General features: G+C 71.8%; 19 protein-coding genes. 12 read left to right on the forward strand and 7 right to left on the reverse strand.

Annotated features, from left to right (window positions below; translation table 11 throughout):
- Positions 1 to 63: 63 nt before the first annotated feature.
- The gene (locus NQZ70_RS04835; protein WP_272827820.1) at positions 64 to 1572 is read right to left on the reverse strand and encodes a sigma 54-interacting transcriptional regulator; all 1509 of its coding nucleotides are present in this window, start codon (positions 1570 to 1572) and stop codon (positions 64 to 66) included.
- 641 nt (positions 1573 to 2213) lie between these two features.
- Between NQZ70_RS04835 and NQZ70_RS04840 the strand changes: the two genes are divergently transcribed.
- From NQZ70_RS04840 to NQZ70_RS04850, 3 genes are all read left to right on the forward strand, one after another.
- Positions 2214 to 3044, forward strand: a complete 831-nt coding sequence (locus NQZ70_RS04840) for a bifunctional 2-polyprenyl-6-hydroxyphenol methylase/3-demethylubiquinol 3-O-methyltransferase UbiG (protein WP_165373788.1) — start codon at positions 2214 to 2216, stop codon at positions 3042 to 3044.
- Positions 3045 to 3382: 338 nt separating this feature from the next.
- The gene (locus NQZ70_RS04845; RefSeq protein ID WP_237245041.1) at positions 3383 to 4054 is read left to right on the forward strand and encodes a CPBP family intramembrane glutamic endopeptidase; all 672 of its coding nucleotides are present in this window, start codon (positions 3383 to 3385) and stop codon (positions 4052 to 4054) included.
- 17 nt (positions 4055 to 4071) lie between these two features.
- Positions 4072 to 5595, forward strand: a complete 1524-nt coding sequence (locus NQZ70_RS04850; protein WP_129573164.1) for a radical SAM protein — start codon at positions 4072 to 4074, stop codon at positions 5593 to 5595.
- Positions 5596 to 5660: 65 nt separating this feature from the next.
- On the opposite strand, the gene NQZ70_RS04855 is transcribed toward NQZ70_RS04850, so the two are convergent.
- On the reverse strand, positions 5661 to 7730 hold the full coding sequence (locus NQZ70_RS04855) for a right-handed parallel beta-helix repeat-containing protein (RefSeq protein ID WP_129573165.1): 2070 nt from the start codon (positions 7728 to 7730) through the stop codon (positions 5661 to 5663).
- 483 nt (positions 7731 to 8213) lie between these two features.
- On the opposite strand from NQZ70_RS04855, the gene NQZ70_RS04860 reads away from it, so the two are divergent.
- Positions 8214 to 8792, forward strand: a complete 579-nt coding sequence (locus NQZ70_RS04860) for a hypothetical protein (protein ID WP_129573166.1) — start codon at positions 8214 to 8216, stop codon at positions 8790 to 8792.
- 50 nt (positions 8793 to 8842) lie between these two features.
- Here the strand turns inward: NQZ70_RS04860 and NQZ70_RS04865 are convergent, their stop codons facing one another.
- Positions 8843 to 9760: an alpha/beta fold hydrolase gene (locus NQZ70_RS04865; RefSeq protein ID WP_129573167.1), complete on the reverse strand. Its 918-nt coding sequence runs from the start codon at positions 9758 to 9760 to the stop codon at positions 8843 to 8845.
- Positions 9761 to 10058: 298 nt separating this feature from the next.
- Between NQZ70_RS04865 and NQZ70_RS04870 the strand changes: the two genes are divergently transcribed.
- The 3 genes from NQZ70_RS04870 (at position 10059) to NQZ70_RS04880 (ending at position 11662) form a co-directional block, all read left to right on the forward strand.
- On the forward strand, positions 10059 to 10544 hold the full coding sequence (locus NQZ70_RS04870) for a hypothetical protein (RefSeq protein ID WP_237245042.1): 486 nt from the start codon (positions 10059 to 10061) through the stop codon (positions 10542 to 10544).
- Between the two features lie 209 nt (positions 10545 to 10753).
- Positions 10754 to 11188, forward strand: a complete 435-nt coding sequence (locus NQZ70_RS04875) for an STAS/SEC14 domain-containing protein (RefSeq protein ID WP_129573169.1) — start codon at positions 10754 to 10756, stop codon at positions 11186 to 11188.
- 48 nt (positions 11189 to 11236) lie between these two features.
- Positions 11237 to 11662 carry an STAS/SEC14 domain-containing protein gene (locus NQZ70_RS04880; RefSeq protein ID WP_324293045.1) on the forward strand — a complete coding sequence of 142 codons (426 nt, stop codon included), beginning with the start codon at positions 11237 to 11239 and terminating at the stop codon, positions 11660 to 11662.
- Positions 11663 to 11722: 60 nt separating this feature from the next.
- Here the strand turns inward: NQZ70_RS04880 and NQZ70_RS04885 are convergent, their stop codons facing one another.
- Both NQZ70_RS04885 and bioA read right to left on the reverse strand, forming a co-directional pair.
- A complete protein-coding gene (locus NQZ70_RS04885; RefSeq protein ID WP_129573171.1) occupies positions 11723 to 12568 on the reverse strand; it encodes a GFA family protein in 846 nt (281 codons plus the stop codon).
- A 99-nt stretch (positions 12569 to 12667) separates the two neighbouring features.
- Positions 12668 to 13951, reverse strand: a complete 1284-nt coding sequence (gene bioA, locus NQZ70_RS04890; protein WP_129573172.1) for an adenosylmethionine--8-amino-7-oxononanoate transaminase — start codon at positions 13949 to 13951, stop codon at positions 12668 to 12670.
- Positions 13952 to 14312: 361 nt separating this feature from the next.
- Between bioA and NQZ70_RS04895 the strand changes: the two genes are divergently transcribed.
- From NQZ70_RS04895 to NQZ70_RS04905, 3 genes are all read left to right on the forward strand, one after another.
- Positions 14313 to 15164 carry an alpha/beta fold hydrolase gene (locus NQZ70_RS04895; RefSeq protein ID WP_237245043.1) on the forward strand — a complete coding sequence of 284 codons (852 nt, stop codon included), beginning with the start codon at positions 14313 to 14315 and terminating at the stop codon, positions 15162 to 15164.
- Positions 15165 to 15255: 91 nt separating this feature from the next.
- Positions 15256 to 15987 carry an RNA polymerase sigma factor gene (locus tag NQZ70_RS04900; RefSeq protein ID WP_129573173.1) on the forward strand — a complete coding sequence of 244 codons (732 nt, stop codon included), beginning with the start codon at positions 15256 to 15258 and terminating at the stop codon, positions 15985 to 15987.
- 6 nt (positions 15988 to 15993) lie between these two features.
- On the forward strand, positions 15994 to 16236 hold the full coding sequence (locus NQZ70_RS04905) for an anti-sigma factor (RefSeq protein WP_129573174.1): 243 nt from the start codon (positions 15994 to 15996) through the stop codon (positions 16234 to 16236).
- A gap of 93 nt (positions 16237 to 16329) precedes the next feature.
- Here the strand turns inward: NQZ70_RS04905 and NQZ70_RS04910 are convergent, their stop codons facing one another.
- Positions 16330 to 17232: an SDR family oxidoreductase gene (locus NQZ70_RS04910; protein WP_237245044.1), complete on the reverse strand. Its 903-nt coding sequence runs from the start codon at positions 17230 to 17232 to the stop codon at positions 16330 to 16332.
- 54 nt (positions 17233 to 17286) lie between these two features.
- On the opposite strand from NQZ70_RS04910, the gene NQZ70_RS04915 reads away from it, so the two are divergent.
- Positions 17287 to 18090 carry a helix-turn-helix transcriptional regulator gene (locus tag NQZ70_RS04915; protein WP_129573175.1) on the forward strand — a complete coding sequence of 268 codons (804 nt, stop codon included), beginning with the start codon at positions 17287 to 17289 and terminating at the stop codon, positions 18088 to 18090.
- 132 nt (positions 18091 to 18222) lie between these two features.
- Here the strand turns inward: NQZ70_RS04915 and NQZ70_RS04920 are convergent, their stop codons facing one another.
- Positions 18223 to 19071 (reverse strand): oxidoreductase, encoded by an 849-nt coding sequence (locus tag NQZ70_RS04920; protein WP_129573176.1) that lies wholly within the window; start codon positions 19069 to 19071, stop codon positions 18223 to 18225.
- A 122-nt stretch (positions 19072 to 19193) separates the two neighbouring features.
- On the opposite strand from NQZ70_RS04920, the gene NQZ70_RS04925 reads away from it, so the two are divergent.
- On the forward strand, positions 19194 to 20144 hold the full coding sequence (locus NQZ70_RS04925; protein WP_129573177.1) for a LysR family transcriptional regulator: 951 nt from the start codon (positions 19194 to 19196) through the stop codon (positions 20142 to 20144).
- Positions 20145 to 20240 lie beyond the last annotated feature (96 nt).

Here is a 20240-nt window from a genome sequence, read left to right on the forward strand (position 1 = left end):
CCCCCTGGCGCGGCGCCTGCGCGGCTCGACGCGGGCCCTCGCCGGCGGGCGGCGCCGGCCGCCTCAGCCCTTGGCTTTGCCCTTGCGCGGCCGCGGGATGCCGTAGGCGCTCAGCCGGGCGACGAAGGTGCGGCGGGGCATGCCGAGGAGCGCCGCGGCCTGCGTCTGGTTGCCGGCGCACTGCTCCAGCGCGTCGACGATGCGGCGCCGCTCGATCGCGTCGAGCTCGCCGCGCAGGCCGCCCGCGGCCTCGGCCGATCGGGGAGCGTCCGGGGGGAGGGGACCGGGGGAGAGGGGGGGACCGCCGGGGAGGAAACCGGCGGGCGCGGCGACCTCGGCCGGGTGCGCCTCGAGGGACGTCGGGGTGCGCGTATCGACGAGCGGCGGCGGCGCGGAGACGTCGAGCAGGAGGTGCTCCGGCAGCAGCGTGTCCCCGCCGGCGAGCACGACGGCGCGCTCGATGACGTTGCGCAGCTCGCGGATGTTGCCGGGCCAGCGGTGCGCCTCCAGCGCGGCGAGCGTCTCGGGGGCGAGCGCCGGCGCCCGGCGCCCGAGCGCGCCGGCGGTCCGCTCGGCGATCGCGCGCGCGAGCGGCGCGATCTCGGAGACGCGCGCGCGGAGCGGCGGGATCGTCAGGGCGATGCCGTTGAGCCGGAAGAAGAGATCTTCGCGGAAGGCGCCGCGCTTCACCTCGGCGGTCAGGTCCCGGTTCGTGGCCGAGATGAAGCGGACGTCGATGGGCCGCGGGCTCAGCCCCCCGACGCGCATCACCTTCCGGTCCTCGAGCACGCGCAGCAGCTTCACCTGGATGCCGGGGGGGAGCTCGCCGACCTCGTCGAGCATCACGGTGCCCTTCTCGGCGGTCTCGAGCAGCCCCGGCTTCGCCTGGCCGGCGCTCGTGAAGGCGCCTTTCTCGTGGCCGAAGAGCTCGCTCTCGAGGAGCGACTCGGCGAGCGCCGCGCAGTTGAGGCGCAGGAACGGCCCGTGCGCGCGCGGCGATCGCCGGTGGATGTGCTCGGCGAGCACCTCCTTGCCGGCGCCGGTCTCGCCGAGCAGGAGCACGCTGAGGGGCGACGCGGCCACGCGCTCGGCGAGCGCGTAGAGCCGCTGCATGGCCGGGTCGCGCACGATGGGCGCGCCCGGCGCCTGGCCGGCGGCGGCGCTCGCGGCGCCCTCGCGCGGCAGGATCACGATCAGGGTCGAGCCCAGGTTGACCGCGTCCCCGACCGCGAGCTCCGTCGTCTTGCCTGGCTCGAGCTGGAGCTCGAGCAGCTTTGTCGTCGGCCCGGCGCTGCGCTCGCGCCGGAGGCGGGTCCCGTTCGCGCTGCCGAGGTCCTCGATGGCGAGCCGGGCGCCGAGGTGGATGATCGCGTGGCGGCGCGAGACAGAGCTCTCGTCGATCTGGACGTCGTTCTCCTTCGATCGGCCGAGCGACACCCGGCCTTCGGCCGGCAGCGGGTGCCGGGTCACGCGGCCCCCGGCGAACACCGCGAGCTCCAGGGCATGCTGCGCGTCGTTCTGCGCATCCTTCCGGGGGGACATCGCGCCGGCCACGTCTCTCTCCTTGCTCACTTCCGCACGTTCTACCGCGCCGCGCCGCCCGTGGGGCGAGCCGCAGCGCCTCGCGGCCGCGCTCGGCCAGGGCCCGGAGCTCGCGGGCGTCGCCTCGAGGCGCGATCGAAGGCGGCCACGGCGCCGGAAGAGCGCGCCTCGCGCGCGGTCGCGGCGGGGGCGGGCAGGACCAAGGGCGGCGATGGGCGTGCGCGCATCGGACGCCAGGATAGCCGAACGCAGCGCGTCTCGCTGGACCGCGGGAGCCGGAAGGGCGCGCTGGAGGGGGGCGAGCCAGCGGGGGTGATACCTGTCACTACATGAGGCCGGGGGATGCTTGCTGGCCTGAGGCGGTCTCCCCAGGAACCCGATGGCCGCCAGACGACGTGCCTGGCGGAGCAGACCTCAATGAGCGGGCTGCCGGAGCTCGACGGGGTTGCCGGACGGGGCCCAGAGCGGTTTTCGCTCGGGTTCAATGCAGACCGCTTCCGTGCTTCGTCTCCCGTCCTCCGTGCTTCGTCTCTCGTCCTCCGTGCTTCGTCTCCCGTCCTCCGTGCTCGTCCTTCGTGCGCGTGCGCGTGCGCGATTTCCCGGAGTCAACGCGCACGCGCACGAGCACGAGAGACGGGGACGAGAGACGAAGCGCGGTGTATCCTCTCGCCATGAGCTCTCACGGACGCGATTACGTGGCGATCAACCTCGCGAACTGGAACAGCCGCGTGCCGCACCACGAGCAAGGCTATGAGCTCCACAGGTTTCGCGAAGACCCGCGGTGGCTCTCGGGCGTCGTCGAGTTCGATCGCGCGCGCCTCGGCGACGTGCGCGGCCTCGACGTCGTCCATCTGCAGTGCCACATCGGCACGGATACGCTGTCGCTCGCCCGGCTGGGGGCGCGCATGACCGGGCTCGATTTCTCCGAGCCCGCGCTGGCCGTGGCGCGGCGGCTCGCCGCGGAGTGCGGCGCCGACATCGAGTACGTGTGCAGCACCGTCTACGACGCGGTGGCGGCGCTGGGCCCCGAGCGCTTCGACGTCGTGTACACGGGCGTCGGCGCGCTGTGCTGGCTGGACGACATCCAGCGCTGGGCCGCCACGGTCGCGGCGCTGCTGAAGCCCGGCGGCCGCCTGTTCCTGCGCGAGGGCCATCCGATGCTCTGGTCGCTCGCCGATCCGCGCCCGGACGGCCTCCTGGTCGTGGAATATCCCTACTTCGAGGTCAAGGGCGGGACGCTGTTCCACGAGAAGCAGACGTACGTGTCCCACGAGGGAGAGCTCGCCGCGCCGGACAGCATCTGCTTCAACCACGGCCTCGGCGAGATCGTCACCGCGCTCCTCGGGGCGAACCTGCGGTTGACCGCGCTCACCGAGCACGATTCGGTCCCCTGGAACCCGCTCGGAGACGGCATGGTGAAAGACGAGCGCGGCGAATGGCGGCTCCGCGAAAGGCCGGAGCGGCTGGCCGCGAGCTACACCTTGCAGGCCGTGAAGGGCTGAGCCAGCGAGGCGCGCCGGCGCCGCGCGCTCGCCGCCAGGCACCCGGCGAGGGCCGCGCCGAGAGCGGTCCCGGTGCGCGCCACGCGCGGTTCCGGTGATCTCGGACACACGCCCGCGCGCCGCGCACCGGGCGCCGGCCGGGACCACCAAGGCGAATGCGCCATCGGATTGTGCCGTATCGGCTCAATTCGCGCCGCCTTCACGCACCTCGTCCGCCGGCCGACAGCGTCCTTCGCCGCCGATCGCAGCGTGGCACATCCGCTGCTCAGCGAGCCGGCATGGCCATCGACGCTCCGGCAACCATCGCTCCCGGGCTGCGCGAACGCAGCCTCGAACCCGTGTGTGGGGCCCCTGCGCGAAAGCTCCGCCGCGAGATCACCTCCTTCATCGCCCTCGCCGCGGCGCTCCTCCTCATGGCGCGGGTGGTCCAGCGAACGGTGACCCCTGGGCTGCCCCCCGCCCAGCACATGGCCTATTCTTGGGGGCTTCTGCTCGCCCTCCTCGTCCCCGTCGCGTGGTACGTGCGCCGCCAGTCGCTGCCGCTCTCGCGGATGGGCGTGACCACGGCCGGCCTGCGCAGCAGCCTGGCGGAGTCGCTGGCCGTCGCGCTCGCCCTCGCGGCCGCCTGCTTCGCGCTGCGGCTCGGCGCGTGGACGCGCGGCGAGCCCTTCGTCACGTGGGGATCGATCGCCGATTACGACGCGACCTCGCGGGCGCTCTTCTTCGTCCTCTATGCGCCCCACTGCCTGCTCCAGGAGTTCGTCGCGCGCGGCGTGATCCAGACCTCCTTGGAGCGCTTCCTGCCCCGGTCGGGCCGGGCCGTCCCGCTCGCGCTCACCTCGGCGTTCTTCGGCGTCTACCACCTCCACGTCTCGCTTGGATTCGCCCTCCTCACCTTCGCCATCGGCCTGCTCTTCGGCGCGCTCTACGCGCGGCACCGCACCCTCGCCGGGGTGACCCTCGCGCACGCCGCCCTGGGCCTCGCGAGCGTCGCCGTCGGCCTGAACTGAACCAGGAGCCCCCCTCGATGCGCATCGCGATCCTCTCGACCTACACGCACCCGAGCCGCCTGCACCGCAAGGAGCGCTCGGTCATGCAATCCTCCGTGCCCGAGCTCATCGCGGCCCTGTGCCCGCCGGACGCGGAGATCGAGCTCTACAACGAGAAGGAGACGGACATCCCCCTCGATCGCCCCTGGGACCTCGTGTTCTTCTCGTACCTGCACGCCTATTACGAGCACACCAAGGTGCTCTCCGCGCTGCTCCGGCGGCGCGGCATCACCACGGTGGCCGGCGGTCGGCACGCGAGCCATTTCCAGGCGGACGCGCTCCAGCATTTCGACGCGGTGGTGACGGGCGATCCGGAGTCGAACGTCCCGGCCCTCATCGCCGACTTCCAGCGGAACGAGCTCCAGCCCGTCTACGCGCTCCCCCCGGTGCCCCCGGAGCGGATCCCCACCTACCGTTACGACCTGATCGATTACCGCAACAACCTCGTCCGGATGCCGGGCATCGAGGCGTCGCGCGGCTGCCCCTTCTCCTGCAATTTCTGCGTGCTGACCGGGCATGAGCAATACCGATATCGCCCGATCGACCACGTGATCCGGGACATCCGCGACAGGATGATCTTCAACCGGCGCATTCCGGGGGTGACCGGCGATGTGTTCGGCTTCCTCGACAACAACCTGGGCGGCTCTCCCCGCTACCTGCGGGAGCTCTGCGAGGCGCTGATGCCGCTCAAGAAGATCTGGGGCTGCGCGCTCACCTTCAACGTGCTGCGCGACCCGGAGCTGGTGCGCCTCATGGGGCGCGCGGGGTGCCGCTACGTCTACACCGGGCTGGAGTCGCTGAACCCCGAGTCGATCAGCGCGATGAACAAGGGCCAGAACAAGCTGAGCGAGGTCCGTGAGGTCCTGAATCGAGCCTCGGCGAGCGGGATCGTGCTCTCGTTCGGGCTCCTCGTGGGCGCGGACGGGGACACCAACGAGTACCTCGAGCGGCTGCCCGAATACCTCCACGACCTCGGGGATCAGTGCCCGACGTTCCTGGGGATCGTCTGCCCGTATCCGGAGACGCCGTTCTTCGCGCAGGTGGCGGCCGAGGGGCGGCTCCTGCCCGGCGTGACCAGCCGGGACCTCGACGGGTACACCCTCTGTCACCGGCCGGCCCGGCTGGACGCCTCCGAGGCGATCGAGCACTTCCAGCGCCTGAGCCGCGCCCTGGGCAGCGTGCGCAACGTGGGGCGCCACGTCTGGAGCCGGCTGGCGATGAGCGATCTGCCCCGCTACAAGACGTGCGTTCTGATGTCGGCGCCCGAGGTGATGAGCCTGCGCGCGCCGCTCGCCAACCGCGCGCGCAGCTACATCGCCGGGCGCGACCCGATCGAGGCGTGGGACGCGGCGAGGATGCGGGAGCTCGGCCTCGAGCCGCAGCGCATCGACGCCTCGTCCTGCCGGGCGGATCCGCGCGGCCTCGCCCGGATCCGGCCCCGGCGGGCGGGTCGGTCCGGGTTGAGCACCCCGACCCGGGTTGAGCACCCCGACCCGGGTTGAGCACCCCGACCCGGGTTGAGCCACGAGAGGCGCGACGACACGAGGGCGGCGGACGAGCGGGAGTCTCAGCCCTCGCTCTCGGGCAGAGGCGGGGGCGGCGGCAGCGCACGGGGGGGCTCGAGGCGCGTCGGCTCCGCCTTGCAGTCGATGGTGCGGCCCTCGCAGCCACAGACGTTCCCGCCCAGATCCTCGTAGACCGCCGGGGAGAGCTCATCGACGTCTCTCACGATGTCGAGCGGCTCGCACGTGAAGGTCGTCGACGCGATCTGCACCGTCGCGCCGCGGTTGTAGATACCGGCCCCGGCGCTCCGCGCCATCACGCTGTCCCGGACGAGGACGTTCGCCAGACCGGTCTCGTCGTTGTAGGCGATAATGCCGTAGCCGTTCCTGCCGTCGAGCGCGCGCCCCAGGGTGTCCGCAATCGTGGTCGACTCGACGGTCGCGTCCGAGTCGCTGAGGAAGAGGCCGACGTCCCTGTTCCGCTCGATCAGGACGTTGTGCAGGCGCGCGCTCCCGCGCTCGCCGAGGTCGGGCAGCGACTGGACATTGACCCCCCTGCCGAGATCCTGGCTCGACGGCAGCGGCCTCGTGTCGCGCACCACGGTCGAGTCCAGGGCCGCGTCGGCCCCGAAGACGGCGATCCCGGTCCCGTAGCTGCCTTCCACCGCGCTGCCGCGCACCCGGACATCCGCGCGTCGCCGATCGTGCGCGATCTCGATCCCCGCGCCGTAGTCCGACGCGCCAGGCACGAGCTCCCGCACGAGGAGTCCATCGATCTCGACGTCGGAGCCGTTGACGACGACCCCCCTCTCGCGGCTCCGCTCGACGAGGGCGTGCCGGAGCGCCACGCGGGCGGGGCGCCCGTCGATGCGGCTCGGCTCGGCGTAGACGCCCGCGCCGCCCGGATCGCCCTCGGCCGACCCCGCGCCCGTGTCGCGCACGACCGTCGCCTCGATGGTCGCCTCAGCGCCGATCATCGCGATGGCGGCGGTGTGGTTCCGCTCCAGCGCGCTGCCCCGGACCGTGAGGGTCCCCGGCTCGAAGCTCGGGACGTGGGTCGCCGCGAGCCCAGTGCCCGGCATGTCCGCCGCGAGCCAGGCGACGTCGCGGACGACGCTGTCCTCGACGACGCCGTCCGCCCCGGAGAGCCTGATCCCGAGCCCCCCGACGCGCTCGATGACGACGGATCGCGCCGTCACGCTCGCGCGGCGCTCGACCGACTCGACCTGCATCGCCATCGCATGGCCGTCGAACGGGTGCTCCGGATCCCCGGCGGCGAGATCGATGTCGCGCAGGACCGTGCCCTCCAGCGTCACGGCGGCGTCCGCCACGACCATGCCCGCGCCCGTGGTGTGCTCCACGAGCGCCCCGCGCACGGTCAGGCTCGTCCCGGTATCCGGGCCTGCGGCGAGCAGGCCGACGTCGCTCGTGTCGTGGATCCAGACCCGCTCGACCACGATATCGAGCACGTTCCTCACACCGAGGCCGATGCCCTCTCCGCGGACAGCGAGGTCGTGGATCTCCGCGCCCCTCGCGCCCCTGTCGACCTGGACGGCGATCGCCGCGCCGGGCGGCCCGACGATCTCGACAAGCGCGGGGCACCGGCCCCAGAGCCGCACGGGCCGCCTCCAGATGAGCAGCTCTTCGACGTAGCTGCCCTCCGCGATCGCGATCAGGGCGCCCGCGCGCGCGTGCTCCACCGCGTCCTGGATCGTCGTCCACGGCCTGGCCTCCGTGCCGTCGCTGTCCGCCCCGGTGTAGGCCGCGTCGACGAACGCGGTCGCCTCGTCGATCGGCGCGCTGCCCCACGGGCCCGCCCCGCACGGCGCGACCTCACGCCACGCCGCCTCGCCGGGGACGGCCATCTGCCCGGGCGGGCCCGCCTCCTTCGGCAGGACGGGCACGCAGCCCTGCGCGCCGTCGGGCGCAAAGCCGCTCCCGCACCGCTCGGGCGGGACCCCCGCCGGCTCGCAGCCCGCGTCGGTCTCCACCGCGCCCGGCGGGCACGGGAACGTGGGCCCGGCGCCCGCCCCTGCGCCGTCGTCCGCGTCAGGGCCGTCCGCGTCAGGGCGCTGCGCGCACGCCGCGAGCAGGGCGATCTGCAGGAGAGAGAGGGCCAGCCGCTCTTTTCGCATGGTGTTCGGTGCCTCGCGCGGACGATACGACACCTTGGCGGGCAGCGCTCACCCTTGTCGAGCGCTCCGAGGGCGATGTCGCGGCCCGCTTTCAGGGGTTCGCGCCGGTCCCGAGCCCTTCGCGCGCCCCGCACGCGGGCGGCCACGCGAGCCGGTCGTACCGGGGGCACGCCGTGACGCTCCTCCCGACACAACGTTCTGCGCAACTGGACGAGGTTTCGCTCAACCGTTGAGCGAGCCTCTGCGCAACGCCGCCCGCCCGCCAGGGCGACGCGCGTGGCGCCCGCCCGGATCCGAGCCTTTCCGACGCGATGTTGGGGCGGAACCGGGCCCGAGGGCGATGGTATGTGCCTTGCTCATTCCGGCGGCGCGGGCCTCGAAGCCTCGATGCCCGCGCCAGGTCGAAGAACTCCAATTCCAATACTTGCGACCGCGCCGCCGACGCGAAGCCGGCTCGCGCGCGGTCGCGCCACGAGGTTCATCATGAAGATCTCATCGACGCTGTCGCTCGTTTCGCTGCTCGGGTCGACCCTGTTGATGGTCGCCGGCTGCATGGCTGAGTCGGTCGACAGCGCGAGCGACGTCGACATCGAGACGGACGAGGAGGTCGGAACTGCGGCCGACGCCATCACGAATGGATGGACGGCCGAGACGTCCGACGGCTGGGCGCCCGTCGCATGCGACAGCGGCAACGCCATGAGCGCGTTCCATTGCAGCGGTTCCGACTGTGACAACATCAAGGGCTATTGCTCTTCCCTCGGGACCTACAACACGTCCACGTACTGGACCTCCTACTTCTCCGAGGAGAACACCAACTACCGGAGGTGCAACTACGGGGATTTCGTCACGGGGCTCGCGTGCACGGGCAGCTACTGCGACAACGTGTCGCTCCAGTGCTCCCATCTCAACGGGAAGACCTGGGGCAGCTGCTACTGGAGCGGCTTCATCTCCGAGGAGAACGGTGGGTCGATCTATTTCCCGCCGGGCTACTACATCGCAGGCGCGAAGTGCAGCGGAGATCACTGCGACAACATGGCATTCTATTACTGCCAGGCCATCTGAGCGCAGGCGCTCATCCGAGCCGCGTGAGCTCGCCGACGCGGGTGATGTAGTCAGGCGCGCGCGAAGGCGAGCAGGGCGCGGTTGACGGGCTCGCGGTGGGTGACGAACAGCCCGTGCGGCGCGCCCTCGAGCACGAGCAGGCGGCTGCCCGGGATGAGCGCCGCCGTCTTCTCGCCGGTGAGCGCGAGCGGCGCCGACGCGTCGCGGTCGCCGTGGATGACGAGGGTCGGCACCGCGATCCGGCGCAGCTCGTCGCGGAAGTCGGCCTCGACCGACGCGCGGTTGCAGTCGAGGAGCGCCTTCATCGAGCACTGGAGCATGAGGTGCTGCACCCACTCCCTCATGGCCTGCGACGTGTCGGGCACGAAGAACGGCGGCGCGTTGTCCGTCAGCCATCTCGGGTAGTCGGCGCGCATCGCCGCGCGCGCCTGCTCGACGAGGCGCCGGTCGAGCCCGTCCGGGTTGTCCGCCGCCCTGAGGAGCATCGGCGTGGTCGGCGCCAGGAACACGGCGCGGGCGATCCGGCCGTCGCCGTGGCGCGAGAGGTAGCGCGCGATCTCGCCGCCGCTCATCGAATGGCCCACCAGCGTGACGTCCCGCAGATCGAGCTGCTCCAGCACCGCGGCGAGGTCGTCGGCGAGCGTGTCGTAATCGTAGCCCCGCCCCGGATCGCTGGAGCGGCCGTGCCCGCGCCGGTCGTAGGCGACGCAGCGCAGGCCGCGATCGACGAGGTCGACCATCTGGTAGCCCCACATCTCGCTGCTCAGCGCCCATCCGGAGAGGAACAGCGCGGGCTTGCCCGCGCCCCAGTCGCGGTGGAACAGGCGCGCGCCGTCCCGCGCCTCGATGAACGGGCCGGCGGCGTGCCGCGGCCTGCTCCGCGCCCCCTGCGGCTCTCCGGGGCTCGCCGCCGGACCGGATCCGGGATCCACGGGGGTGGCTGGCGTGTCGATGCGCTGTTCAGTCATTGCGGGTCTCCTTCCTCGTCGCGCGTTGTGAGGAGGAGTTGAACCACGCCGCGGGCGGGGGTCGATTACCTGCCAGGTAATGGGAGAGCGCGAGCCGCCGCTCGAGGGCCGGCGCGGCGGCGCGGCCCGGCCTGGCGGGCCGCCGAGGTACGGCCAGCGGGGACCTGCGCGCCGGGGCTGGCTCGATGGAGGTAAGGGGGAGGCGCGGGGAGAGCCGGGCGAGGCGCGCTTGGTTGCGTCGGTTGCGTCGGTTGCGTTGGTTGCGTTGGTTGCGTTGGTTGCGGGCGATGAAGCTGGCGTGGTACTTGTCGCAACCATGAGGCCTGGGGGATCCTTTCTCGCCCTCGTCGGCGCGTGCGTCGGCTTTGCGTGCGCGTGCTCCGAGACGCCGCGGCCGGCGGCGGGCCCGCGGATCGCCGGCGCCGCGAGCGCGCCGCCTGCGCGCCCTCGGGTCCAGATGTACCCGGCGGCCGATCTGGAACGGATGGCGCGCATCGCCGCCGCGCGCTGCAAGGAGGCGAGCACGCCGTCGGACCCCGCATGTCTGCTCACCCAGGCCTCCACGTTCCTGAGATACCCGCCCGGGGATCCCGATTGCCGCTACGTCGCGGGGACCGCGCTCTCGGTCGCCGAGTGCTCGCAGTTCGAGGAGGGCTGTCTGAGCGTCGATCCCGGCGATCTCGTCCGCCAGCTCGACGCCTTGCAGAGCGCCGGCAAGGACTGCCAGCGCGAGCCGACCGACGCCGAACGGGCCGAGGTGCTGCGGCTCACGGGCGCGAAGTGATGGACTGAACCGGCGTCGCGCCGGCTCGGTCCGAGGGACGGAGCGCCGTGCTGCGAGCGCCGCGAGCGACGGGGCAGCGAACGCGGTAGAGCGAGCCGCCGTGATGGGTGTCGCGCCCCTCGCTGCGCAACGCGAGCGGCGCGCTCGCTCGCGGCGTCGGCGGCTTGACCCTACGAAACGCATGTCGTCGCGCAGCACGAGGCGCTAGCATGCTCGGCGTGAGCGATCTCGGCCTCAAGGACGCGTGCCTCGATGTTCGTGACGAGCCCGACGGCATCCTGCGTGTGGCGGTCCACGGTGACCTCACGGACGACCGGGCGCGCGCTGTGATCGGCGTGCTGCGGCGGGCGGCGCACGACGGCCGCGACGTCCTGGTGCTCGCCGACGTGCGTCACACGGGATCCATCCCGGCGTCGGCGCGCCGGATATCGGCAGAAGAGATGCGCACCGCGCGCATCGATGCCGTCGCCATCGTAGGAGCGAGCTTCCCCCTGCGCGTCGTCGTGACGCTCCTCGCGAAGGGCGTGCACATCCTCACAGGACAGCTCTACCCGCAGCAGTTCTTCGACACCGAGGGCGAGGCGCGCGCGTGGCTGCTCGCCCAGCGAGACGCGCTCCGGGCCAGGCGGCGTCCGGTCGCTTGACGCCAGCACCGGCGCACAACGCGCCGCAGAGGCGCTAGCATGCTCGGCATGAGCGATCTCGGTTTGAAGGACGCGAGGCCCGGAGTTCATGAAGAGCCCGACGGCATCCTGCGCGTGGCGGTCCAGGGCGAGCTCACGGAAGACCGAGCGCGCGCGATCATCGGCGCGCTCAGGCGCGTGGCGGAGAGCGGCGGCGACGTCCTGGTGCTCGTCGACGCGCGTCACATGGGCCCCGTCCCGCCGCCGGCGCGCAAGGCGCTCACGGAAGAGGTGCGGAGCGCGCGCCTCGACGCGATCGCGCTCGTCGGGGCGAGCTTCTCCGTGCGCGTCATCGTGGCGCTCCTCGCGAAAGGCATCCAGATGGTCACGGGACGGCCCTACCCGCAGCAGTTCTTTGCCACGGAGGAAGAGGGGCGCGCATGGCTGCTCGCTCAGCGGGACGCCCTCCGGGCCGGGCGGCGCCCGGCCCCCTGACCATCGCATCCTCGTTCATCGCCCGCGGTCGTTTTGCGCTTTTGCGCCGTGGCGCCTTTGTCAGGCCTGGGGCGGCAGCTCGGCGAACTGCGGCACGTCGCCCGTGATCCGGAACCAGCTCGCCTTGGAGCCGGCGAAGATGTGGGCTGCCGGCCGGATGCCGGGATCGGTGTCGAGCGCGCCCGCGGGCACCACGGCGAAGCCGCGCTCGGGCGACAGGCGCGGCGCCGCGCCGCCGCAGCCCACGCAGAAGGCCACGCTGAAGAACCGCGCCTCGGGCACCTTGTAGCTCGCGACCTGCGCGTCGCCGCGGACCCAGCGGAACCTGTCCAGGGCCACGAACACGTTGGCCGCGTGCGCGGCGCTGCGCCCGCGGCGGCAGCGCGTGCAGTGGCAGTACATCATGCGCAGGGGCGCGCCCTCGAACTCGAAGGCCACGTCGCCGCACAGGCAGCTGCCCTGAGTGACTCCCTCTCTGGACGCTGCCGAGGGGCGCTCGACGACCGGCGCCTGGATCTGGGGCGGCCACTGCTCGAACTGCGGCAGGGAGTCCGTGATCGTGTACCAGGGCGCCTTGGAGCCGACGAACTGGTGAAACTGCGGCTCGATGCCGGGATCGCCCTCGAGGTTGCCGGCATGGACCAGGGCGAGCTGCCTGTCCGGGGCGAGCAGCGGCGCGGCCGCGCCGCAGGTGCCGCAGAAGGAGCGATGAGGGCTCGCGCTCGACGCGCGGACGGTGTGCTCGCCGGCGAGCCAGCGAAAGCCTGGCAGCGGCGCGACCGCGGCCGTGGCGAACGCCGAGCCGTGGAACTTGCGGCACATCGAGCAATGACAGTTCAGCATGGTCTGGAACGGACCGTCGATCTCGAAGCGGACCGTTCCGCATAGACACGCGCCCTTGGTCATGGTCGTACCCTTTCGTGGTCGTGCGTCATCCGTGTGCACCGGAGCGATGACCGGGGCGCGCACGTTAGCACGGCGGGGTGCGGCGGAGCGCGCCGCGCCTCAGATCCCGGACAGCACGCCCACGATCGCCTCGCTGATGCGCGACAGGTCTCTCGGCTCGATGACGTAAGGAGGCATGGTATAGACCAGCTTCCCGAACGGCCGTAACCAGACGCCGCGCTCCACGAACGCCGGCTGCACGCGCGCCATGTCGACGGGCCGCTTGAGCTCGACCACGCCGATGGCGCCGAGCACGCGCACGTCGGCCACCGCGTCGAGGGCGCGGCAGGGGGCGAGCTCGCGCTGGAGCTGCGCCTCGATGGCCGAGACCCGCGCGCGCCAGGGCGAATCGAGCAGCAGCCGGACGCTGGCCAGCGCGGCGCTGCACGCGAGCGGATTGCCCATGAACGTCGGACCGTGCATGAACACGCGCGGCTCGCTCCCGGCGATGGTCTCGGCCACCCGCTCCGTGAAGAGCGTGGCGGCCAGGGTCATGGTGCCGCCGGTGAGGGCCTTGCCCAGGCACAGGATGTCCGGCGCGATGCCCGCGTGCTCGCAGCCGAACATCTCCCCGCTGCGGCCGAAGCCGGTCGCGATCTCGTCGAGGACGAGCAGCACGTCGTGGCGGTCGCAGAGGGCGCGCAGCTCGCGCAGGTAGCCCGGGTGGTAGAAGCGCATCCCGCCGGCGCCCTGCACGACGGGCTCGAGGATGACGGCCGCCACCTCGTGCGCGTGCCGCTCGAGCAGGGCGGCCATGCTGCCCAGCGCTTCCGGCGACCAGGGCGCGCCGAAGGCCGGGCCGGGCGCCGGGGCGAACAGGTGCTGGGCGAGCGCGCCGCGAAACAGGTGGTGCATGCCGTTCACGGGGTCGGTGACCGCCATCGCGCCGAACGTGTCGCCGTGGTAGCCGCCGAGCACGCTGACCAGGCGGCGCTTCTCCGGCCGCCCCCGCGCGATGAAGAACTGCAAGGCGAGCTTGATGGCCACCTCGACCGACACGGAGCCGGAGTCGGCGAGGAAGACGCGCGTCAGCGGCTCGGGCGTGAGCGCCACGAGCGCCTCGCACAGCTCGACCGCGGGCGCGTGGGTGAGGCCCCCGAACATGACGTGGCTCATCCGCCCGAGCTGGGCGCTGATGGCCGCCGTCAGGGCCGGGTGCCCGTAGCCGTGGATGGCGGCCCACCAGGAGGACATGCCGTCGACGAGCTCGCGGCCGTCGGTGAGGGTGAGGCGGACGCCCTCCGCGCGCTCGACGGCGAAGAGCGGCGCGCTCGAGATGGGCGCGGCGTAGGGGTGCATCACGCAGCGGCGGTCGCGCGCGACGAGATCGTCTTCGCTAGCCACGGCGCCCTCCTCGGGCCTGCCGATCCGACGGCTCGCGGTCCTCTTCGCGTTCGAGCGGGCTGCGGCGCGCGGGCGCGCGGGTTCCTCGGGGCTCGACCGTTCGCCAGGGCATCGCGGCGCGTCTAGCCCAGAACGCGCGGCGCCACCAGGGGCCGCCGGGCGCGCCGCCCCGGCACCCCTCCGTACGATTCCTCGATCGGGCTGTAACGTTCGGGCCCCCTCCGAGACTGTGCTGGTAGCGGGATGAGCCGCCGTGGCGCCGGGGACAGGCCCGGGCGCAGGGGCGCGCGCATTCATCGCACGTCGAGACACCTGATGACGTCGCGCTCGAGGAGAGCCAGGCGACGATGAGGAGACATCCATGAACGGTTTGCTTCGCAAGGTCCTGCGGTTTGGGACCATGATCTCGGCCGCTGCGCTCATGTCGTCCGCGCTCCCTGCCTGCGGCGGCGGGGACGGCGACGGCGCGACCGGAGCCGGCGGCCCTCAGGGGTCGAACAAGAACACGTATGTCCTGGTCCACGGCGCCTTCGTGGGCGGCTGGGCGTGGGACAAGGTGGTGCCGCTCCTCGAGGCCGGCGGCAACGAGGTGATCGCCCTCGATCTCCCCGGGCACGGCGAGGACCGGACGCCCCTCGCGAACGCCGACCTGCAAGCCTATACCGACGCCGTGGTGGAGGCCATCGACAGCGCCTCGCGCCCCGTGATCCTCGTGGGCCACAGCATGGGCGGCATCGTGGTGAGCCAGGCGGCCGAGCAGCGGCCCGACAAGGTGAAGACGCTGGTCTACCTGACCGCGTTCCTGATGAAGGACGGCCAGTCGCTGAACCAGGAGTGGGCCGACGACGCGGGGGCGGAGATCAAGGCGTACGCGGTCCCGTCGAGCGACGGCACCTCGCTGAGCTTCAAGGAGGGGTGGGCCGAGGAAGCCTTCTGCCAGGATTGCTCTCCGGAGGACATCGAGGCGCTCGAGAGCCACCTGCGCGAGGAGCCCGCCAAGCCGTTCGACGAGCCCATCCACGTCACCGAGGAGCGGTGGGGGAGGGTCCCGCGGGTCTACATCGAGGCGCTCCAGGATCTCGCCATCAGCCCTGCGGAGCAGAGACAGCAGTACACGGCCTTGCCCTGCGAGAAGGTGATCTCGATCGACGCGGGCCACGCCCCCTTCCTGACGAAGCCGAAGGAGGTCGCGGACGCGCTGACCTCGCTGTGACCCGGGCGGCGGCCGCCGTCCTCCGCGGGGCGAGCCGCCAGGGATCTGCGTCGATTGATGGGGGGCTCGCCGGCGTGGTACCGTGCTCCGCGTGTCCCACGACGCTTTGGCCGACGCCGGCGCCGGCGGCACTGCGGCCGCGCCGGCGCAGCGCGCATCGGCCGAGGTAGGCCCGCTCTCCGCGGCGGACGGCGCGGCCTGCTCCGCGGCGCCGGCGGACGACCTCGCGCTCGTCCGCCGGCTCCTCGCGGGCGACGAGCAGGCCTTCGAGCAGCTCGTGACCCAGCTCTACACGCCCATGCTCCGGCTCGCCCGGACCATCGCCGGCCCCGCGTGCGCGCAGGAGGTCGTCCAGGAGACCTGGGCGGCGGTCTTCGACGGGCTCGTCCGCTTCGAGGGGCGCTCCGCGCTGAAGACCTGGGTGTTCCGGATCCTCACGAACCGCGCCAGGACGTGGGGCGCGCGGGAGAAGCGCACGGTCCCCGTCTCCTGGCTGGAGGACGGGGAGCACGGCGGCGAGCCCGCGGTCGACCCGGCCCGATTCGACAGCACGGGCGACTGGGTGAGCCCGCCTGTCCCCTGGACGGAGCAGAGCCCGGAGGGGCTCTTGCTGCGCAAGGAGATCGGCGTCGTGCTCCAGCGGGAGATCGAGGCGCTGGTGCCTGGCCAGCGCGCGGTGGTCCTGCTGCGCGACGTGGAGGGGTGTCCCTCCGACGAGGTCTGCGAGATCCTGGGCATCAGCGAGGCGAACCAGCGGGTCCTTTTGCACCGCGGCAGATCGAAGCTCCGGGCCGCGCTGGAGCGATACCTGACGAGGGGGTGAGCGCGCATGGTCGTCACGTGCTGTCAGCTGACGGAGATGATCACCGACCGGAGAGAGGGGAAGCTGTCCTCGGAGCAGGAAGAGGGCTGCGCGCGGCACCTCGCGTGGTGCGATCGGTGCCGGACCTACCTGCGGCAGATGGATCTGACGATCGATACGCTCCGGGGGATCCCGGGCGAGCCGCTGCACGACGAGGTCCGCGCCGCGCTGTTCGCGCAGTTCCAGCGGCGGAAGACGACCGCGGACTAGCACCGCGGGTCAGAAATCCCGCCAGAAAAGCCGGTCGATGACGAGCGGCCGCCGGAGACATCAGCGCTTGTCATAATATGGCTCCACGGTAGATCAGAAGTAGTGAGCGCGCATGTCGTCGAGCAGGCCCGGCTGCTCCGGCTTCCAGCCGAGGAGCTCACGCGTCGCCTCGCTCGAGGCCCGGTTATCGAGCCCGACGACCATCGACATCCACCCGAAGTGAGCGCCTGCCTCCGCGGCCGGCACGCTCTTCGTCGGCACACCGGTGCCTTTGCCAATCGTCTCCGCGATCGCGCGCATCGTGATGCCTTCCTCAGCGGTGCCGTGCAGCACGGACCCCGGCGGCGCGCTCTCGACGGCGAGCCGGTACAGCCGCGCCGCATCGTCGCGATGCACCGCGGGCCAGTGATGGTTGCCATCGTCGACGTAACCAGCGGCCTTTTTCTCGCGCGCCATATTGATCAGCATTGGGATGAAGCCCTTGTCACCAGCGCCGTGCACCGTCGGAGCCAGCCGGATGACACTGGCACGCACTCCGCGCTTCGCGGCATCGACCACCAGACGTTCGGCCTGCAACCGGACCGTGAGCGGCGAGCTCGCCGGCGACTCGTCCGTCTCGAGCGCGACCTTGCCAGGCTTCGAAACCACCAGCGTGCCGTTCGTGCCGATGAACGCCTTGTTCGTGCCCGCCATCGCATCGAGCATCGCGCTGATCGCGCCGCGATCGATCTGGTTCATCCGCGGGAAGTCCGAGAAGTCCATGTGAAACGCCAGGTGGATCGTCGCATCGGTCGCGCGGACGCCCTCGACGAGGCTCCTCGGGTCCCTGACGTCGCCGCGATAAACCTCCACGCCCTGCGCCTTCAGCTTGTCGGCGCCCGCATCGCTGTGCGCCATGCCGAGTACGCTGTGGCCGGCGCCGCGCAGCTCCTTCAGCACCGCCGTACCGATCCAGCCGGTCGCGCCGGTGACGAACACTCGAATTGACTTGGTCATGTGAGGACCGTAGCCTCGGGTAGCTCGTCCGAAAAGATGAGCAGCTATACTGGTATGGCGGCTACCACCCTCCCCAGGTTCCTGCGCGACCGCCGCGAGCGCGTCCGCCCCGCAACCACCGCGCGCCGACGCACGCCCGGATTGCGCCGCGAGGAGGTCGCCGCCCGGGCCGGTGTGAGCGTGACCTGGTACACATGGCTCGAACAAGGTCGCGGCGGCGTGCCGTCGGGCGACGTGCTCGAGCGCCTCGCCCGCGCCCTCGAGCTCGACGACGCGAATCGCGAGATGCTGTTTCTGCTCGCGCACGGCCGTCCGCCGCCGCGCAAGCCCGCGCCGCCCGCAGCGGTCACGCCGTCGCTCCAGCTCGTGCTCGACAACCTCTCCATCCCCGCGTTCGTGAAGACGCCGACGTTCCAGATCGTCGCCTGGAATCGCGCGGCGGTCGCGGTGCTCGGCGATTACGCGGCGGTCCCGGAGCGCGACCGCAACTTGCTGCGCCGGGTCTTCCAACCGGGGTCAGAAAACAAGGTGCACCACGTCGAAGACGTTCGCCGTACCTGTCTAGCGTCCTTTCGCGTCGACATCGCGCGTGCTGGCCAATCTGACCAGGCGACGGCGCTGATCGACGAATTGATGGAGACGAGCCCCGACTTTCGCCGCCTGTGGGACGAAGGTGAGATCCGGTCGCAGGGCGGGTTTCAGAAGCGGCTCGTCCGTCCCGATGTCGGCGAGATCGTGCTCGAGTCGTCGGTGTTCCACGTCGAAGGCAGCGACGGCCTCTCGGTGCTCGTGTTATCCCCCGCGAACGAGGCGAGCGCGCGCGCCGTCGCGCAGCTGGTTCAACGGTCCGGAGCCTGATCGAGGAGCCGCGCGAGCAGGTCGCTGGAGCGCTCGCGATCCGCCTTCGCGAACGAGGCGGCGAGCGCGTCGACCTCGCCGGCCACCACGTCTTCCGTCGCGCACCGCCAGCGCCGCTCGGGCGCGCGAGCTTCAGGCCGGAAAGTCCGTCGACGCCGAGACCGCGCGCCACGCGGCGAGCTCCTGCGCCACGAACGCGTTCTTCGCCTCGATCGCGGCGATGGCGTCGGTGCCGAGCGGAAGACGGAGCGGCGGGTTCTCCGCGCGGGCGAGCTCGACGACCACGCGGGCGAGCCGCACCGGGTCGCCAGGCTGCTGGAGGCTGACCTCCTTCGCGTAGCTCCGGACCTTGCCCGCGGTCTCCGCATAATCGTCGATGACCTTTCCCGTCGCCACGGCGGACTTCGCCTCCAGGAACTCCGTTCGGAAGTAGCCCGGCTCGATGACCGTCACCGCGATGCCGAGCGGCGCGAGCTCTGCGTGCAGCGCCTCCGAGATCCCCTCGACGGCGAACTTCGTCGAGCAGTAGATGCCGAACCCAGGCCCCGACCGATAGCCGCCCACCGACGAGAGGTTCATGATCCTGCCGGCGCGCTGCTTCCGGAGCTGCGGAAGCACGGCGCGCGTCACCGCGAGCAGGCCGAACACGTTCGTCTCGTAGACGCGCCGCACCTCGTCGCCCTGGGTCTCCTCGATCGCGCCGACGACGCCGTAGCCGGCGTTGTTCACCAGCACATCGATCCGGCCGAACCGAGCGACGGCGGCCTCGACCGCGGCGGCGATGGACGCCTCGTCCGTCACGTCGAGCGCGACGGGGAGGAGCGCCTCATGTTGCCCGAAGCGTTCCGTGATGCTCCTCGGATCGCGCGCGGTGGCGACCACCCGATCGCCGGCGGCGAGCGCCGCGTTCGCGATCTCCGCGCCGATTCCGCGCGATGCTCCCGTGATGAACCACACACGCTCGTTCTCGCTCGTTTCCATGGGGATCTCCTCTTCTGGTCCGGGGGTGCGCCCCCTCGCAGGAGTGAACATGCAGCATCCCGATCGTGAAGAAAATGCGCAGAACGCTTGAAGCTCTATGAACGTACGTTTCATAATCGGGCATGATCGACGCGCTCGACGGGCTCACGACGTTCCTCGCCGTGGGCCGCTGCAAGAGCTTCACCGCCGCGGCCGCGGCGCTCGGCGTCACCCCCACCGCCGTGAGCCAGAAGATCAAGCTCCTCGAGCGACGGTACGGCGTGGTGCTGTTTCAGCGGACCACGAGGCGCGTCGCGCTCACGGAGCCGGGCGCGAGCCTCTTTCAGCGCCTCCAGCCCGCGATCGCCGACGTCGAGGGCGCGCTCGCCGCGCTCGGCGACTACCGCGGGCGTCCCTCCGGGAACCTCCGCATCACCGCGCCGCGCATGAGCGGCGCATGGCTCCTCGCTCCGCTCGTGGCGCAGATGCGGGAGGCGTACCCGGAGCTGTCCATCGAGGTCTCGCTCGACGACGCCTTCGTCGACCTCGTGGCAGCCGGCTTCGACGCGGGCATCCGGCTCGGCGACGCGGTCGAGAAGGACATGGTGCGCGTCCCGATCACGAGCGACTCGTCGTGGTCGATCGTCGGCTCGCCGGCCTACCTCGCGGAGGCGGGGCGACCGCGCGCGCCGGAGGACCTCGTCCACCATCGCGCCATCCGCCAGCGCCTCATCGCGAGCGGCACCGTCTATCGCTGGGAGCTCGAACGCCGGGGCAAGACGATCACGGTCGATGTTCCCGGCGGCGTCGTCGTCGACGATATCGCGCTCATGGTCGCGCTCGCGTGCGCGGGGTCGGGCCTCGCGTACGTCCCCGACCAGGCCATCGAGCGCGACCTCGCCGAGGGACGGCTGGAGCGCGTGCTCGAGGCGTTCATCACGAAGGGACCTGGCTTCTACCTGTACTTTCCGGCGCGCACCCAGGAGCAGCCGAAGCTCCGCGCGCTGATCGAGAGCGTCACGAGCGCTCGCGGGCAGAAGGCCAAGCGTCGTTCAGGTCGGACCGGCGCCTCCGGCGGCGAGGGCCCCGCGTGAGCCCGGACCCACCCGCGGCCCGGCGCGGCCGCCGCTGCGGCGCCACGCCGCCGCCCTCGGCGCCGGCGCTGTCCCCTCACGACGACGGCCGCGTTG

Source organism: Sorangium sp. So ce836 (genome assembly GCF_028553905.1).
GTDB classification, from domain to species: domain Bacteria; phylum Myxococcota_A; class Polyangia; order Polyangiales; family Polyangiaceae; genus Sorangium; species Sorangium cellulosum_D.

Bases quoted from the DNA above. Each gene is read 5' to 3' on its own strand.
- NQZ70_RS04865 (WP_129573167.1), bottom strand. From the start codon at position 9,760: ATGACTGAACAGCGCATCGACACGCCAGCCACCCCCGTGGATCCCGGA.
- NQZ70_RS04920 (WP_129573176.1), bottom strand. From the start codon at position 19,071: ATGGAAACGAGCGAGAACGAGCGTGTGTGGTTCATCACGGGAGCATCG.
- NQZ70_RS04850 (WP_129573164.1), top strand. From the start codon at position 4,072: ATGCGCATCGCGATCCTCTCGACCTACACGCACCCGAGCCGCCTGCAC.
- NQZ70_RS04880 (WP_324293045.1), top strand. From the start codon at position 11,237: ATGAGCGATCTCGGTTTGAAGGACGCGAGGCCCGGAGTTCATGAAGAG.
- NQZ70_RS04855 (WP_129573165.1), bottom strand. From the start codon at position 7,730: ATGCGAAAAGAGCGGCTGGCCCTCTCTCTCCTGCAGATCGCCCTGCTC.
- NQZ70_RS04895 (WP_237245043.1), top strand. From the start codon at position 14,313: ATGAACGGTTTGCTTCGCAAGGTCCTGCGGTTTGGGACCATGATCTCG.
- NQZ70_RS04925 (WP_129573177.1), top strand. From the start codon at position 19,194: ATGATCGACGCGCTCGACGGGCTCACGACGTTCCTCGCCGTGGGCCGC.
- NQZ70_RS04885 (WP_129573171.1), bottom strand. From the start codon at position 12,568: ATGACCAAGGGCGCGTGTCTATGCGGAACGGTCCGCTTCGAGATCGAC.
- NQZ70_RS04840 (WP_165373788.1), top strand. From the start codon at position 2,214: ATGAGCTCTCACGGACGCGATTACGTGGCGATCAACCTCGCGAACTGG.
- NQZ70_RS04915 (WP_129573175.1), top strand. From the start codon at position 17,287: ATGGCGGCTACCACCCTCCCCAGGTTCCTGCGCGACCGCCGCGAGCGC.
- NQZ70_RS04860 (WP_129573166.1), top strand. From the start codon at position 8,214: ATGAAGATCTCATCGACGCTGTCGCTCGTTTCGCTGCTCGGGTCGACC.
- NQZ70_RS04910 (WP_237245044.1), bottom strand. From the start codon at position 17,232: ATGACCAAGTCAATTCGAGTGTTCGTCACCGGCGCGACCGGCTGGATC.
- NQZ70_RS04905 (WP_129573174.1), top strand. From the start codon at position 15,994: ATGGTCGTCACGTGCTGTCAGCTGACGGAGATGATCACCGACCGGAGA.
- NQZ70_RS04875 (WP_129573169.1), top strand. From the start codon at position 10,754: ATGCTCGGCGTGAGCGATCTCGGCCTCAAGGACGCGTGCCTCGATGTT.